15 protein-coding genes and 4 tRNA genes are annotated in these 15544 nt (G+C 71.9%); 13 read left to right on the forward strand and 6 right to left on the reverse strand.

From position 1 onward, the window contains the following. Positions 1-188: 188 nt before the first annotated feature. Complete coding sequence (locus tag ACSMXX_RS16915; protein ID WP_473179536.1) at positions 189-1904, reverse strand: PucR family transcriptional regulator; 1716 nt, start codon at positions 1902-1904, stop codon at positions 189-191. 118 nt (positions 1905-2022) lie between these two features. Between ACSMXX_RS16915 and ACSMXX_RS16920 the strand changes: the two genes are divergently transcribed. Beyond that, positions 2023-3222: a M20/M25/M40 family metallo-hydrolase gene (locus ACSMXX_RS16920; RefSeq protein WP_473179537.1), complete on the forward strand. Its 1200-nt coding sequence runs from the start codon at positions 2023-2025 to the stop codon at positions 3220-3222. A 240-nt stretch (positions 3223-3462) separates the two neighbouring features. On the opposite strand, the gene ACSMXX_RS16925 is transcribed toward ACSMXX_RS16920, so the two are convergent. From ACSMXX_RS16925 to ACSMXX_RS16940, 4 genes are all read right to left on the reverse strand, one after another. Next, positions 3463-3536 (reverse strand) — tRNA-Phe (locus ACSMXX_RS16925). Between the two features lie 63 nt (positions 3537-3599). Then, a tRNA-Asp gene (locus ACSMXX_RS16930) sits at positions 3600-3674 on the reverse strand. A gap of 39 nt (positions 3675-3713) precedes the next feature. Continuing rightward, a tRNA-Glu gene (locus ACSMXX_RS16935) sits at positions 3714-3786 on the reverse strand. Positions 3787-3871: 85 nt separating this feature from the next. Then, complete coding sequence (locus tag ACSMXX_RS16940) at positions 3872-5569, reverse strand: metallophosphoesterase family protein (RefSeq protein WP_473179538.1); 1698 nt, start codon at positions 5567-5569, stop codon at positions 3872-3874. 91 nt (positions 5570-5660) lie between these two features. On the opposite strand from ACSMXX_RS16940, the gene ACSMXX_RS16945 reads away from it, so the two are divergent. From ACSMXX_RS16945 to ACSMXX_RS16975, 7 genes are all read left to right on the forward strand, one after another. Then, positions 5661-6023: a metallopeptidase family protein gene (locus ACSMXX_RS16945; protein WP_473184816.1), complete on the forward strand. Its 363-nt coding sequence runs from the start codon at positions 5661-5663 to the stop codon at positions 6021-6023. 197 nt (positions 6024-6220) lie between these two features. Further along, complete coding sequence (locus ACSMXX_RS16950) at positions 6221-6673, forward strand: fluoride efflux transporter FluC (RefSeq protein ID WP_473184817.1); 453 nt, start codon at positions 6221-6223, stop codon at positions 6671-6673. Positions 6674-6689: 16 nt separating this feature from the next. After that, the gene (crcB, locus tag ACSMXX_RS16955; RefSeq protein WP_473184818.1) at positions 6690-7064 is read left to right on the forward strand and encodes a fluoride efflux transporter CrcB; all 375 of its coding nucleotides are present in this window, start codon (positions 6690-6692) and stop codon (positions 7062-7064) included. Positions 7065-7307: 243 nt separating this feature from the next. Further along, the gene (locus ACSMXX_RS16960) at positions 7308-7838 is read left to right on the forward strand and encodes a hypothetical protein (RefSeq protein WP_473179539.1); all 531 of its coding nucleotides are present in this window, start codon (positions 7308-7310) and stop codon (positions 7836-7838) included. Positions 7839-8058: 220 nt separating this feature from the next. After that, a complete protein-coding gene (locus ACSMXX_RS16965) occupies positions 8059-9915 on the forward strand; it encodes a DEAD/DEAH box helicase (RefSeq protein ID WP_473179540.1) in 1857 nt (618 codons plus the stop codon). A gap of 78 nt (positions 9916-9993) precedes the next feature. After that, a tRNA-Lys gene (locus ACSMXX_RS16970) sits at positions 9994-10066 on the forward strand. 598 nt (positions 10067-10664) lie between these two features. After that, positions 10665-10976, forward strand: a complete 312-nt coding sequence (locus ACSMXX_RS16975) for a DUF4333 domain-containing protein (RefSeq protein WP_473179541.1) — start codon at positions 10665-10667, stop codon at positions 10974-10976. On the opposite strand, the gene ACSMXX_RS16980 is transcribed toward ACSMXX_RS16975, so the two are convergent. Further along, positions 10952-11266, reverse strand: coding sequence for a hypothetical protein (locus ACSMXX_RS16980; RefSeq protein WP_473179542.1), 315 nt, complete (start codon positions 11264-11266; stop codon positions 10952-10954). The two genes, ACSMXX_RS16975 and ACSMXX_RS16980, sit on opposite strands and share 25 nt — an antisense overlap. A gap of 128 nt (positions 11267-11394) precedes the next feature. Here ACSMXX_RS16980 and ACSMXX_RS16985 point away from each other — a divergent pair, with 128 nt between their 5' ends. From ACSMXX_RS16985 to ACSMXX_RS17005, 5 genes are all read left to right on the forward strand, one after another. Beyond that, a complete protein-coding gene (locus ACSMXX_RS16985; RefSeq protein WP_473179543.1) occupies positions 11395-12081 on the forward strand; it encodes a hypothetical protein in 687 nt (228 codons plus the stop codon). A gap of 300 nt (positions 12082-12381) precedes the next feature. Further along, positions 12382-13095, forward strand: coding sequence for a hypothetical protein (locus tag ACSMXX_RS16990; RefSeq protein ID WP_473179544.1), 714 nt, complete (start codon positions 12382-12384; stop codon positions 13093-13095). Between the two features lie 240 nt (positions 13096-13335). Then, a complete protein-coding gene (locus tag ACSMXX_RS16995; protein WP_473179545.1) occupies positions 13336-13692 on the forward strand; it encodes a WXG100 family type VII secretion target in 357 nt (118 codons plus the stop codon). Between the two features lie 20 nt (positions 13693-13712). Next, positions 13713-14915 carry a putative T7SS-secreted protein gene (locus tag ACSMXX_RS17000; RefSeq protein WP_473179546.1) on the forward strand — a complete coding sequence of 401 codons (1203 nt, stop codon included), beginning with the start codon at positions 13713-13715 and terminating at the stop codon, positions 14913-14915. Between the two features lie 97 nt (positions 14916-15012). After that, positions 15013-15537: a hypothetical protein gene (locus ACSMXX_RS17005; protein WP_473179547.1), complete on the forward strand. Its 525-nt coding sequence runs from the start codon at positions 15013-15015 to the stop codon at positions 15535-15537. The last annotated feature ends 7 nt before the right edge of the window (positions 15538-15544 follow it).

The following is a 15544-nucleotide window of genomic DNA, read 5'->3' on the forward strand; positions in this document are numbered from 1 at the left end:
TGCACCGGATGTCGCACAGCAGTCTGCAAGCGGCGGGCCTGCGCGGCTTTGTGGCGGCCGACGAGGTTATCGGCGTTCACTCATGCCAGGCTCCAAGCGGTCCGGGTCTCGGTCTGGGCTCCGGCCCCTCGGCCTCGGCCTCGGCCCCGGTCTCGGCTCCGGCTCCGGTCCTGGCCCCGGCCTCAGCCTCAGTCCCGGCCTCGGTCTCTGCACTGCAGCGCGAAGAGCTGGATGCCGGCGTTGAGCCGCTCATCCGGATCGGCCAGGTCCAGCCCGGTCAGCTCCCGCACCCGGCGCAGCCGGTAACGCAGGGTGTTGGCATGCACGTTCAGCGCCTGGGACGCGGTGCGGGTGTCGCCGAAGGCGTCGAGGTACGCGCCGAGCGTGCCGGCGTAGTCGGTGCCCCTTCTCTGGTCGTGCGCCCGCAGCCGCGCCACCGGACCCGCCTGCAGCCGCTCGTCGGCCGCGACGCTCTCGCTCAGCACGAGCAGGTTCGCGGTGCCTCTGACGTCGGCGTACGCGGCGCAGCGGTGTTCGCCGCGCCGCTTCAGCGCCCGTACCACCAGCTCCGCCTCCAGCCGCGACTCGGGCAGCTCGCCGAGGTGCGCGACGCACGGACCGGTCCCCACCCGCAGCCGCACGCCGGTCGACTCGGTCACCGCGGCCGCCATCCCCGCGGCGGCCCGCCGGACTCCGTCCGGGTCCGTCGCGTCCAGCAGCAGAATGAGGGCCCGGCCCGGCCCCGTCGTGGCCACCGCGCGGCGGCGGTACCCGGCAAGCTGGCGCAGCGACTCCTCCCGTACGCGATGGGCCACAGCCGGACCAGGATCGTCCTCGGCGAAGTCGGCGAAGTCGGCGACCAGCACCGCTGCCGGAACATCGGGCGCTATCCCCAGGTGCGCGGCGGCCAGCCGCGGGTCTGCCTCGCCCAGCAGCAGCTTCCCGACCAGTTCCTCGTCCAGCCGGTGTCTGGCCAGTTCCTCCTGATCGAGGCCGAGGAGCCGGACAGCGGCCACGGGGGCCGCCTCGGCGAGGAGTGCGGCGGCGCTGCCGGCGAGCGGGCCGCCGCTCTCCGCCACCCAGATCGAACCGAGGTTCTCGGTGCCTGCGCGCACCGCGACGGCTAGCCTGCGCCCCGCGCCCAGTTCGGGCACGGCCGCCACCTCCACGACGCCCTCGTCCGACCACAGCCTGCGGTAGACGCCCAGCTGCGTCAGCCTGCTCCGGTATCCGGGCGGTCCGTGCTGCTCCAGTACGGCGGCGCGGCGCATCTCGTCGTCCCCCTCCGTCAGCCGTGAGGCGGCAAGCAGCTCCTGGCCAGGGGTGAAGATCATGACCGAGCCGTGCACCAGCCCGGCGAGGGTGTTCGCCAGGTTCGACAGGTCGTACTGGCGCGCGAGCACGCCCGCTTGTCCGTGCCGGAGCGCGTACGGGTATCCGTGGCGGCCGCCCGGCGTGCCCGCGACGGCGAGCAGTGCCCGCAGCCGGCCGATCACCTCGGCCCAGTCCTGCTCGGCGGCGAGCATCAGCAGCGCCACGCCGTGCCGCTCGGCGAGAGCGGCCACGCCGCCCTGCGCGGAGCCGCCCCCGCCGCGGCGCTTGACCAGGACGGCTGCCGCTCCTGCGGCGGAGGCGGCGGCGAGCATGGCGCCGAGGCCGTCGGGAGCGCCGGCGGCGCTGCCCGTACCGATGTACAGCAGCAGGTCGGCGCCGGGGGACGGGTCCTCGTCCGCCTCCCGTACGGCAAGTCCGGAGACGGGCACGTCCAGTCCGCGGGGCGCGGCCCGTACGTCGACGGCTTCCGGTCCTAGGGATTCCACGACGGTCGCGATCGTGACCGGGTGGGGGTGGCCGCCCGGGGTTGCCGGCTTGTGCTCTGCCGTCACCGGCTTGTGCTCTGCCATCAGGGATCAGCTCCAAAGCTTGGCGCCTGGCACAGACTTTCGCATGCCCGCGGGCGGCGATGCTGTGGTCGCGTCCCAACGGCGAAGGAGACCCGCGGTGCCAGCAGCCCCACCCCCCATGCCAGACGCACGCGCGCTGCTCGACCGGCTCGCGGCCCGGCAGCCCGCGATGCTCGACGACCTGGAGCAGCTGGTCACAGCGGAATCCCCGTCCGCCGACCCCGAGGCGCTGGGCGGCTGCCGGTCGGTGCTGGCCCGCCTCGGCACGGAACTGCTCGGCGAACGGCCGGATTTGCTCAACGGCTCCGCCGGGCCTGGCGACTCGGGCGGCTCCGCCGGGCCTGCCGGCTCGGGCGGGCCTGTCGGCCTGGTGTGGCGGCTCGGTCCGGCCGACCGTGCGCCGGTGCTGCTCGTCGGCCACCTGGACACCGTCTGGCCGATCGGCACGCTGCGCCGCCGCCCCTTCGAGGCCGGCGGATCACGGGCGCTGGGCCCGGGCGTCTTCGACATGAAGGCCGGCCTGGTCCAGGGCCTGCACGCGCTCGCGGAACTGCGCGCGACGAGCCCGGACCGTACATACCCTGCCGTGGCCTTCCTCGTCACCGCCGACGAAGAGGTCGGCTCGCCACTCGGCGGCCCGGTCGTCACCGACTGGGCCCGGGCCTCGCGTGCCGCGCTCGTGCTGGAGGGCGCGGCGGAGGGCGGTGCGTTCAAAGACGCGCGCAAGGGCTGGTCCTTCTACGACATCACCGTGACGGGGCGCGCCGCGCACGCCGGTCTTGACCCGCATCGGGGCCGCAACGCGCTGGTCGATCTCGCAGGAGTCGTGGTGCGCCTGGAGCAACTCGCCTCCGCGGACGGCGAGATCACGGTGACCCCCACCATGTGCACAGCGGGGACCACCCAGAACACGGTCCCGGATCAGGCGCAGGTGACGGTGGACGTACGGGCACCGGACACGGCGGCGCAACACGACGTGGACGCGGCGCTGCGCCGCCTGGTCGCCGACACCGCCCGGCTGCCGTACCGGATAGCCGGCGGCATCAACCGGCCGCCGCTCGAAGCGGAACAGGCGCGGGAACCACTCCGGCTCGCCCGCTCCTGCCTGGACCGGCTGGGACTGCCCTGGCCCGGCTCGGCACGGGTGGGCGGCATCTCGGACGGCAACCTGTGCGCCGCCGCCGGCACGCCGACCCTGGACGGGCTCGGGGCGGTCGGCGGTGGGGCGCACGCGGAGCACGAGTGGGTGGACATCGCCCGCATGCCGGAACGCGCCGCACTGGTGGCCATGCTGACCGCCGCGCTGCAGGAGGAATGAGCCCATGCGCGGACGCCGCAGGCTGCCCGGCGTCGGCGCGCGTGACGTGGATCTTCGGCTGCCCGTGCGGGAGTTGCTCCCAATCAGCCGAACTCGAGTCGTGGTCGACGGCCAAGCGCGGCACCTTGCCGGCGCCTCCGCCCGCTGGGAGCCGTCCAGATGTCAGCAGGTGATGTCACAGGCAGCAAGACGCCCCCTCCGGTGACCCCGGAGGGGGCGTTTTGCACTGCTCATCTGCTGTGGCTGGGGCCGGGGTCGAACCGGCGACCTTCCGCTTTTCAGGCGGACGCTCGTACCAACTGAGCTACCCAGCCCGGGCCTGGGGGCGAAGCCCTCAGAGGGTGTACCCCTCAGGAAGCGAAGCATCCCGGGGGGAGCGGTCCTGACGGGATTTGAACCCGCGGCCTCCACCTTGACAGGGTGGCGAGCACTCCAAACTGCTCCACAGGACCAAGCATCGCGCGAGCACAAGTCTCGCACAGGGTGGTGCGTGCCCCCAACGGGATTCGAACCCGTGCTACCGCCTTGAAAGGGCGGCGTCCTGGGCCACTAGACGATGAGGGCTGATGACCCGCCTGGGCGCTTCCGATCAGGCAGCGCGTCGGGGACGTGAGAAGCATATGGGATAGCGGAGCGTTCGCCAAAACGGTTACGGGGAGTTCGCCGGCCCCGGCGACGCGGCGGGCGTCGGCCCCGGGGAGCCGGACGCCGGGCCGGGAGAGGGAGACCCCGGACCCGTCGTGCTCGGGGAGGGCGAGGGGGAGGAACCGGGCTCGTCGGCGAGGTGACGGGTGACCTCCGCCGTGGTCAGACCGAGCCCGCCCAGGGTGATCTCGTCCCAGGCCTGCAGCCCGCCGTCGTCGCGGTCGAGGTAGAGGACGGACGCCGAGACCTTCTGCGGCTCCTCCTTCTCCACCGCGCGCAGGCCGCCGCCGCCCGTCGAGCCCTCGATCATCAGCCGGGTGTCCCGCGGCAGCAGTTCGTTGCTGCGCTGATGGGTGTGGCCGGCGAGGGCGAGCGGCGCGAGGCCGTCGGCCTCCTTCGCCAGCACGGGGTTGTGGGCGACGGCGATGTCGACCGGTGTTCCTGCGGCCTTCTGGGCGCGGAGCGCGAGAGCCAGCCGCCGCCCGTCCCGCCGTTCCCGGGGGTCGCCCTCGGGTTTGACGGAGCGGTCGGGCGTGAACTGCGGGTCGCCCCAGCCGGCGAGGCGCAGGCCGGCGACGTTGAGGGGCACGCCGTCGTCGAGGACATGGACGTTGCTGCCCTTCTTGTCCCCCAGCTCCTCGAACGCCTCCTGCGTCTTGTCCGAGTCGTGGTTCCCGCGCACCCAGACGTACGGGGCACCCAGGTCGGTCACCGGTTCCAGGAAGCCGTTCTCGGCCGAGGTGCCGTGGTCCATCGTGTCGCCCGTGTCGATGATCGCGTCGATCTCGTACTGCTCCACGAGCGACTTGATGATCTCCCAGGCGGCCGGGTTGAGGTGGATGTCCGAGACGTGCAGGACGCGGGTCGTGGAGGGGTCCGGCTGATACGCGGGGAGGGTGGACGTCGCCTCGTAGAGCTTGGTCACGTTGGTGACGAGACGCGCCAGTTCACGCTGGTAGATGTCGAAGTCGGTGACGATGCTGCGCGCGTTGCCGACGACCGAGGGCGCGCCCGCCAGCAGCCCTGAGAACTTCGGTTCGAGAACGGACTTCGGGTTCCACGTCGCGTACGCCATCGCCCCGGAGGCCGCCAGCAGCGCGAGCGCGAGGCCACCGGCGACCACGGCGCGGCGCGGGCGCCGGTACACGGCGAGGCCGAGTGCGCCGGCTCCGACGACCACGGCGACCGCGGAGCGCAGCGCGAGGTCGCCGGTGCCCGCCATCACGTCGGAGGTGATCTCGCTCTCGAGTCCCTCCAGGCGCTCCGGATGGTCGACGAGCGCCGAGGCGCGCTCCTGGTCGAGTTGGTCGACGTCCACGTCGAGGCGGAGGGGAGCGGTGTGGCTGCGCAGTTCGAGGGCGCCCAGCGGCGAGACGTTGATCTTCGTGCCGCCGGTGAGGGCGGGCCGCAGCGCCATCTTGGTGTCCATCGGGCCCACGGGTGCGTCGATGCTGCCCACGATCAGCAGGCCGAGCCAGGCCCCGGCGAGGGTGGTCGCGATGAGGCCGAGCGCACGTACGTACGGGCGGGGGCCGGGGATCAGCGTGTCCCGGAACTCCGGGACGTCCGGAGGCGGCGGGGGCGGCGTCGCCCGGTCGGCACGGGTGGCACGGGCTCCTCGGGGACGGTGCGGGACGGGCAGTTTACGTACCCATTGCGGCAGGGCGAGCGGTTTGCGGGGCTTCCTGGCATCGCGGGCCATGAGGCCCCCTATGCCCGCGCGGACAGGCACCTATGCCGCGTCCGCGAGACCGGCCGTGCGCGGCGGAAGCCGATTGGCCGACAATGGCCGGGTGCTGGAGATGACGCGCGAGGATTTCGAGGAGCTGGTGGCCGAGGCGCTCGACCGCATTCCGCCGGAGCTGACGAGGCTGATGGACAACGTCGCGGTCTTCGTCGAGGACGAGCCGCCGGCCGAGGACCCGGAGCTGCTCGGCCTCTACGAGGGCACGCCGCTGACCGAGCGGGGCGAGTGGTACGCGGGCGTGCTGCCGGACAGGATCACCGTCTACCGGGGTCCGACGCTGCGGATGGTGGACGGCGAGGACGGCGGCCGGGACGTGGTCGTCTCGGAGGTCGAGGTGACCGTCGTGCACGAGATCGCGCACCACTTCGGCATCGACGACGAGCGGCTGCACGAACTGGGGTACGGGTGAGTCCCGCCCGTCCCGGTCGGAGGCCCGGCGGTGACGGCCATGACCCGGGGTCCGGTTCCGGTGACCCTGGATCCGGCCCCGGCGGGCCCGGTGCCGGCGGGCCCGGTGCCGGCGGACCCGGTTCCGGCGGAGATCCCGGCCGCCGCCGCGCGGCCGGTACGCCGCCGTGGCGGGACGCCGTCGATCCCGACGTCGACCTGCACGTACCCGGGCAGCGGGCCGAGACCGCCGGACGGCACGGGGCGGCGGTGCTCGCCGCCATCGCCGCCGGGGGCGCGCTGGGCGCCGTCGCCCGCCACGCGATCTCGCTGGGGCTGCCCGCTCGCGGCGCGGCCGGTTTCCCGTGGGGGATCTTCGCCGTCAACGTCTCCGGCTGCGCCCTGATCGGCGTGCTGATGGCGCTGATCGGCGAGGGCGGCCGCGACGCCCGCGCCCCCGCGCTGCTGCGGCCGTTCCTGGGCGTCGGTGTGCTGGGCGGCTTCACCACCTTCTCGGCGTACGCGCTCGACGCGGCGCATCTGCTGCAGTCGGGGCCGCGTGCCGTGCCGGTCGCCGTCGCGTATGCCGGCGGGACGCTGCTGGGCGCGCTCGCCGCGGTGTGGGCCGGTGCGGCGGCCACGCGAGCGCTCTTGGCGGTGCGGGAACGGTGACGGGGTGACGACCCCGGTGACCTGGCTGCTGGTGGCGGCGGGCGGCGCGGTGGGCGCACCCCTGCGGTATCTGACGGACCGCGCGGTGCAGGCGCGGCACGAATCGCTCTTCCCATGGGGCACTTTCACGGTCAACGCCGTGGGCTGTCTGCTGCTTGGCCTGCTGACGGGGGCCGCGGCCTCGGGGGCGGCCGGTTCGCGGCTGGTGGCGCTGCTGGGTACGGGGCTGTGCGGGGCGCTGACCACGTATTCGACGTTCTCGTACGAGACGCTGCGGCTCGCCGAACGCGGCCGCGTGGCCTTGGCGTTGGCGAACGCGGGCGGCTCGGTGCTGGTCGGTCTCGGCGCGGTCTTCGCCGGACTCGCCCTCGCGCGCGGCGTGTTGGCGTGACCTGTCGAGTGGCGCGGCAGTTGAGCAGGACGCTTGCCCGGCTTGCCGTTTCCCGCGCCTGGAGGTCCCGCCGTGCGCTCGTCCCGTTCCCCTGCCCGTTCCCGGCCCCGGCTCCGGCCCCGGCTCCGTTCACGATCCCGATCCCGAGCCCGGCCCCGATCCCGTACCGGGGCGGGTTCCACAGTCCGTCTCCCTGCCCCGTCTTCCCGCCCGACTGCGGGCGTACGTAAGGGTGTTCGCGTCGTGGACGGCTCCGCCCGGGCCGTCCGCGGCGTCGCCCGTACGGCCGCCTGCGCGCTGATGCTCGCGGCGCTGCAGGGATGCATGACCGTGCAGGGCGACGGCGACGGGCGGGCACCGCGCGGCGGTTCGTCCTCCTCAGGAGTGAGCGCGGGCGCGGGCGCACAGGTGCCGGAGGGCGGAGTCGGCGGCAGCGTGAAGCGGCACGGCGAACGCGCGCACGCCGGCGAGGGCTCAGAGGGCGGCGACCGCGCCCGTGCGCGCAAGCGCGGCGGCCCGGCGGGCGACAAGGACGGCGGGCGAGGGAAGCGGGGCGGCACGGACGGGCGCAGCAAGGATGACGCCAAGTCCGGTGCGGGGCAGCACAGTTCGGGCCGCGGCTCGGAATCTCCGGACAGGCCCGCGCGGCCGCGGCCCCCACGTCCCCCGCGTCCTGATCGTCCGCCCGCCCCGCCGAAGCCGAGTGTGCCGAAGCCCACTCCCAGCGACCCACGCCCGTCGACCCATACGCCGACGGCGCCCACCAGCGGTTAGTCCCCGTGAGGGCGGCCGCGTACCGTTCTGGATCTCATTTGCGCGGCGGCCCGCGGGGTGCGTATGCTGGTTGATCGTTTGATCCCATTTGCCCGGCGCCCTGCAGAGCGCGCCGCGTGGCGCGTTTCTCTCAGCCGTGGCTGACCGCATAGAGGCGGTCTTTTGCGAATTCACGGAGTCTGGGCGCGTGCTGCTGAACTCCGGAAGGTTCGCATTTCGCATGTCTGTTGCCTCGATCGACGCTGTCCTGCCTGAGGACGAGGACACCGTCACCTTCGCCGATCTCGGGCTCCCCGAGCCCGTGGTGCGCAAGCTCGCGCAGAACGGCGTCACCATCCCCTTCCCCATCCAGGCCGCGACCATCCCGGACGCGCTGCAGGGCAAGGACATCCTCGGCCGCGGCCGCACCGGCTCCGGCAAGACCCTCTCCTTCGGGCTGCCGCTGCTGACCGGCCTCGCCGGCGCGCGCACCGAGCGCAAGCGCCCCCGCGGCGTCATCCTCACGCCCACCCGCGAGCTGGCCATGCAGGTCTCCGACGCGCTCCAGCCGTACGGTGACGTGCTCGGCCTGAAGCTCAAGGTCGTCTGCGGCGGCACGTCCATGGCGAACCAGATCACCGCCCTGGAGCGCGGCGTCGACATCCTGGTCGCCACCCCCGGCCGCCTGCGCGACCTGATCGGGCGGGGCTCCTGCTCCCTGGAGGACGTCGAGGTGGCGATCCTCGACGAGGCCGACCAGATGTCCGACCTGGGCTTCATGCCCGAGGTCACCGAGCTGATGGACCAGCTCCCCGAGGGCGGCCAGCGGATGCTCTTCTCCGCGACGATGGAGAAGGAGATCGACACCCTCGTACGCCGCTACCTCGTCACGCCCGTGGTGCACGAGGTCGACGCCGCACAGGGCGCCGTCACGACCATGAGCCACCACGTGCTGGTGGTGAAGCCGCGCGACAAGGCGCCCGTGACCAGCGCGATCGCCTCGCGCAAGGGCCGCACGATCATCTTCGTACGTACGCAGCTCGGTGCCGACCGGGTCGCCGAGCAGCTGCGTGAGGGCGGCGTCGGCGCGGAGGCGCTGCACGGCGGCATGACGCAGGGCGCCCGTACGCGCACGATGGCGGACTTCAAGGACGGCAAGGTCAACGTGCTGGTCGCGACGGACGTCGCGGCGCGCGGCATCCACGTCGACAACATCGACCTGGTGCTGAACGTCGACCCGGCCGGCGATCACAAGGACTACCTGCACCGGTCCGGCCGTACGGCACGGGCGGGGCTGTCCGGCACGGTCGTCTCGCTGGCGCTGCCGCACCAGCGGCGGCAGATCTTCCGGCTGATGGAAGACGCGGGCGTCGACGCCTCGCGGCACATCATCGGCCGGGGCGACGTCTTCGACGAGGAAGTGACGCGGATCACGGGTGCGCGGTCACTGACCGAGGTGCAGGCCGACTCGACCGCGAACGCTGCCAAGCAGGCCGAGCGTGAGGCGGCCAAGCTCAGCCGGCAGCTGGAGCGCGCACAGCAGCGTGCGGCCGAACTCCGCGAGGAATCCGAGCGGTTGACGGCACGTGCGGCGCGCGAGCGCGGTGACGACCCGGAGGCGGCCGTCGCGGAGGCCTCCGCGACGCTGACCGCCGAGGTGGAGGAGGCGGTGCAGCGTGAGCTGCGCCGGGAGCAGCGCCGCGAGGAGCGCGAGCAGCGCGACCGGGACCAGCGCGACCAGCGGGACCAGCGCCGGGACGGGAAGCGCGACGAGCGCAACGACCGCGGCGGCGACCGCGACCGGCGCGAGGGCGGCCGCCCGGCGTACAACCGTGGACGCGAGCGTGACAGGGACCGCGACCGGGACCGTGACCGTCCGCGTGACCGCGGCGAGGGCCGCCCGTCGTACAGCCGCGAGCGCCGCGACGGCGACCGTGGCGGGTTCCGGCGCGACGACCGCCGCCCCGCCTCGTCGTACGGGCGGGACGCCCGCTCGCACGACGACCGGCGCCCGTACGGCCGCCGTGACGATCACCGCACGGGCGGCCGCTCGTTCGACCGCCGCGCGGACAAGCCGCGTTGGAAGCGCAACGGCTGACGCACGCCCGTACGACTCCCCAGCACGAAGGCCGATGCCTTCGAAGCCCGGCGGTCCGCCGGGCTATGCTGCGGGGGCGGGCCGTTAGCTCAATTGGCAGAGCAGTGGACTTTTAATCCATTGGTTGAGGGTTCGAGTCCCTCACGGCCTACCGACTTGGTCATCGCCCGGACCTTCCCTTGTGGCCCCGGCCGGCGGTTCTCCGCCGGCCGGGGCCACGTTTGTGTGCTGTTGCCCTATTTACCCGCTTCTGGGGTTGTGGAAGACCGGGACGACGGGCCCTGGGCCCGTGGTCTTGATTTCGGCAACGATGGACCATGGTCCCGATCTGGGCCGTACGGGTCTGGTCGGTGGGGGGGGGTGCCGGAGTCGGTGATGCATGCGATGCGCTCGGCAACCCCGGTCAGGGTGGCGGTTCCACAACTGTGCGGTGCTTCCACAACTGTCCGTCCCGAGGCGTCAGTTGCGCCCGCAGCGCCTGTCCGGTTCGCCGATCGCCGCCTCGCGACTGCCCTTCCTCGCACTGGACTTGAGATGGGACTGGTCGTCAGCGCCTGCGGCGGTGGCGGTGGTCCGCTGCCCCGGCGAGGGCTGCCTGAGGCGGGAGGCCGGTGAAGATCGTTCGTGGGCGGGGGCGGGGGGCTGTGAAGCCCCGGCCGGACGGGCAGCCCGGGCTGATAGATAATCATCCCGACGACCTTCATTTTTCCGACCCTCGTGGTCCTCTTGCCCCGAACGGAGCCCACCCCATGCCCAAGTCCTTTTCTTCCTTCGCTACTTGGGGCCTGGCCGCCGCAGCCGCCGGTGCGCTGCTGGTGGGCTGCTCGTCGGAGGCGAAGATGCCCAAGGACAAGGTCGCGAACACGGTGGCCGAGAAGCTCGCCGCGCAGACGGGCCAGCCGAAGCCGGACGTCACCTGCCCCGAGGACCTCGTCGGCAAGGTCGGCACCTCGATGCGGTGCAAGCTCACTGCGAGCGACGGCAGCAGCCTCGGCGTGACCGTCAAGGTCACTTCCGTCGACGGCGACAAGATCAACTACGACATCAAGGCCGACCAGTAGGCCTCCTGAGGCAGGCCGCAGACCAGGGCCCCCGCTCGCCGGACCTTGCGCCGGGGGCGGGGGCCCGCGGCTACCGCCAGGGCGTGCTTCGGTGTGTGCTCAACCACCCGGGACAGGTAGTCGAGTTCGCGCAGCACGTCCTGCGGGCGCAGTCGTTCCTCGCGCCAGGTGAGGACCTCGCCGTTCTCGAACCGCAGCGGCCGGTCCTTCAGCGCGGACTCGCGTGCGAGGTGGCACAGCCCCGGCAGGCCGGGAGTTGGGCTCGGCCCAGCGTAGGGAACCCGAAGCACCGGCGAGATGGGGGGGGACAGATCCCTGGAGGGAATGCGCGTGTGATGACATGTGAGGCTGGGGTGCAGGTTGTATCGGAGTGCGCGGGGGCTGGGCCTACCGGGCCACAGGGAGGCATGCCGACGCCATGGAAGCCTTGTTTTACGTGCTGTTTTTCGTCGCGCTTGGGGCCTGGCTCAGCTGGTCCAAGAAGCGCTCTGCTCGGCGTGCGCAGGCGACGGCGGCGGGCCGTGCCGAGTTGAGAGCCCTGGCGGAGGGCCGTGGATGGACTTACGCGACCGGCGTCGCCGGGCTCATCGACGAGTTCTCCGGTGCCGGGCCACTGCCCGTCGCGAAGGGAGTGGCGGGCGGCAACGTCGTCACCGGAACGCACCGCGGATTCGCATTCCGGGCCTTCGAGTACCAGAGCACCCTCTCCATCGGGTCCGGGGTGGACGATCACATGAAGCAGCAGATCCACTACTTTCCCGTGTGGGCGCTGAAGTTGACCGCACCTGTTCCCGACATCCGCATTCAGCACCGGCGTTGGCACAGCAAGCTCACCTCGGGCACTCCCCTCGCCACGGGGATCCCTCAGGTCGACGAGCAGTTCCACATCGTCGCCGAGGACGAGGAGCGCGCCCGCGCGTTGCTACACGGCGGGCTGGCCCAGTTCCTGATCTCCGACCCGCGCGCCGGCGAGTGGCCGCTCGAGGTGCGCTACGGACATCTGCTCACCTGGCGTCGGGAGGAGAAGCTCTCGATCGAGAACCTCGACGTGATGCTGGACTTCCTCACGGATGCCGTCGGGAGGCTTCCGGCCCAGACGTCGTAGCGGAGTCGTCGCGGCCACCGTCAGCCGGTGGTGCGGACCCCCTCGGCGTCGCGCCGCCGGGCCGCGCTGTGGACGGCCCGCTTCGGGCATGCCCGGGCGCACCGGCGCCGAACAGGAGGCTCCACTCGGCCGGTTCGGACGGAGCCGCCGTCGTGCGAATGTCTCTTGCAGACATCGGCGCGTCACGGGGACGTCCCCACTCCCGGACCGGACATGTGGGAGATGTGGATCCCGAGGCACAGATTGTGCCGGAGTGCGGGGGCGGTTGGCCCGCGGAGAGGCGTGGGGGATGCTGACGCCATGAGTGGAATCCAAGCTGTCCTGATCCTGCTGTGGTGGGTTGCCGTCGGAGCGCTCGTCGTCTGGGTGTTCCGGCGCAAGGCCCGGAAGAAGCGCGAGGCCCGCGAGACCTACGCAGAGCTGCAGTCGTTCGCTGCGAGCCGTGGGTGGAGCTACGAGAACGGGGTGCCCGGGCTCGTCGACGCGTACCAGGGAGCCGCGCCGCTGCCGATCACGGCCAGCGGTCTTGCGGGGGACCATGTCGTCACCGGCTCCCACCGCGGATTCGGCTTCCGCGCCTTCGAATACCGCCACTACTCCACCGACCTCGACGTCGACGGCGCGGACTCGAGGAGCGTCACCATTCACTCCTTCTGGGCCCTGAACCTGGGTGTGGAGGTGCCGGATCTGCGCATCTACCGCGACGGCTGGTTCGACACCATGTCCCGGGGAAGGGCAATGGAGGTCGGAATCCCGCAGCTCGACAAGGACTTCCACATCGTCTCCAACGACGAGGAACGTGCCCGGGCGGTGTTGCTCGGCGGCCTGGCGGAGTTCCTCACATCCGACCGTCGCGCCTCCGAGTTCGAGCTGCGCCTCCACAACGGTCAGCTGATCACCTGGCGAACGCGGACCGCCCTGAGCAGCGCGACGTTCGACGGGCCCCTCGACTATCTTGCCGATGCCGCCGGTCACTTGGGTATCACCACGCCCGCCCAGCCTCCGCGCCTTTAGCTCAGTCTTTCCCAACAGGTCCTCCCGCGCGGGGCCGCCTCGGCGGCGGCCCCGCGCGGTCCGCTGCGGTCGCCGAGGTGGGGACGCGCCAACGGTGCGACACCTGTTGCCTTCCTGACACCCACGCGGTGGTCGCCATGTGAAGCTTCACGGCAGGGGGCATGGTGATGTCGGGGGGCGGTGTCGGGGCTTTCCAGCCACGCGAGACCCTGTCAAGGTCTCAACAATCAAGGTGTGAGCGTGAGTTCACACCCGGGCTCGGACGTAGAGGGGGAGCGGATGGGCCAGTTCGATGTCGAGCCGTCCGAATTGCGGGCGGCTTCCAAGAAGATCAGGGACTCCGTGGGCAGCAGCGACAAGGTGAAGCTCAACGAACTCGGAGATGCGAGCGACGACTTCGGGCACGGTGACGCCGCCAAGGAGTTCGGCCAGCTGATGGCCACCTGGACGGAAGCCATCAAGAGCCCGATGAAGGAGGACGGGGAGAACTCGGCGGACAAGCTCAACGAGAACGCCGACTCCTACGAACGCTCCGAGCAGCAGTCCCAGAACCACTTCAGCGGGCCCGCGGTGGCCGGACCCGGCCCGATCTACTGACGATCCACTAACGGGGACCGATGACGGCACAACTTGGCGACACCCAGAACCCACGCGAACTGATACCGGGAAACCCGTCGAAGCTCACAGACGACGCCGAAAAGCTCGACAGTCACGCGAAGACCCTCGACGGCATCGGCGACAAGCTCGGTTCAGTCCGCATCCCCAGCTGGCGGGGACAGGCCAGCGACGCCTTCTGGGACGACTTCTCGGGCCAGAAGAAGAGGTGGTACCGCGGCTCTGACGCGTTGACAGCAGCCGCAGGGGCACTGCGGGACTACGCCGGAACCCTCAAGTGGGCCCAGGGGCAGGCGAAGGAAGCCGTCCGGCTGTACGAGGGAGGCGACGAGAGCGGCGGCGTGCAGCTGCTGGAAGCGGCGCGCACCCAGGTGCGGTCCGAGGGTGACGCGGCGGCCAAGAAGTTCAAGGCGCAGGGCGGAGAGGGCGAGAACGCGCCGGAGTGGCTCTTCTGGGCCTCCGAGGCGACGCAGGACAACACGGGCAAGACGTCCATGCAGATTGCCGAGATGATGCGGGCGCCCGACCCGCGGCACGGCAGGGCTTGGGGCGACCACAAGAACATGTCGCAAGCGCAGAGGGAGGCCCTGCGCGAGGGCAAGGGGCCGGGCATCACCATTGCCGGTCCTTCCGTCACCGGCGAGGCCAAGGTGTGGGGCGCCGAGGCCAGGGGCCGCGGGAACTTCGCCGGCGGCGACGTCTCCGGCAAGGCCGGTGTGAACCTCCTCGGCGCGCAGGGCACCGCCGGGGTGGGCGCCAGGGACGGGAACGTCACTGCACAGGCGTCCGGCAAGGCCTATCTCGCCCAGGCCACGGCCGAAGGGAAGTACGTGGCCGGCCCGATGGAGGCCTCCGGCAAGGCCCAGGCATTCGCCGGCGCCGAGGCCAAAGCCAAGGGTTCCATCGGCACGGACGGCGCTCATGTCGGCGCCGAGGCCTTCGCCGGTGCCAAGGCCACCGCGGAGGGGCACGCCTCAGTGGCGGGTGTCGGCGTCGGCGGCGAGGCGGAGGCGTGGGCCGGCGCGGGCGCCGAGGCCCACTTCGATGCCGGCCGCACGGAGGACGGCAAGATCGTCATCGGCGGCGACCTGGGCGTAGGCCTCGGCGTCGGCGCGAAGCTCGGCGCCGAGATCGAGGTCGACCCGGGCAAGGTCACCGATGCCGCCGGCGACGCAGCGGACGCGGTCGGCGGCTGGTTCGACTGATCAGCCGCGGGGCGGCCCTGCCGCGGCTTCCCGCCGTCGGCCGCTCCGCGTCGCTTCCCGTACCGTCGGAATCCGTACCGCAAGGAGTTGATCCACCATGCCGGGCACACTTCCGGTGCCGCTCGAAATCCAGCTTCCGGAGGGCTGGCAGTCGGCGCCCCCGGACGAGGTCGGCGCCCCGCACGCCGCCTTCGTCGCACTGCACATGGCCTCCCAGGGCCAGGGCTTCACGCCGAACATCACGGTCACCGGCCACACCGTCGAGGGCTCGCCAGGCCTGCACCGCCTCGCGGAGGAGTCGGTGCAGCGGCTGCGTCAGAACGTCGGCGCCGTCGACATCGTCAAGCGCACGGAGGTGGGCACCTCGACGGCGCCGGGCCTCGTCGACGCCCCGGGGATCGTGCAGAACCTGCGCATCCAGGCAACAGTCAACGAGCAGCCGATGGAGCTCGCGCAGAGCCAGTTCATCCTCGTGCTGGAGAACGAGAAGCAGCGCAGTGAACTCGTCCAGATGGAGGTCGCGTTGACGGCGAAGACGAGCCAGCTCCAGGACGTCCTGGAGGACTTTCAGGACTTCCTCTCCGCTCTGCGCCCGGCCACTCCCACCTCCGGAGGGCTGTAGACGAGCC

This window comes from Streptomyces sp. DSM 116795 (assembly GCF_055792905.1).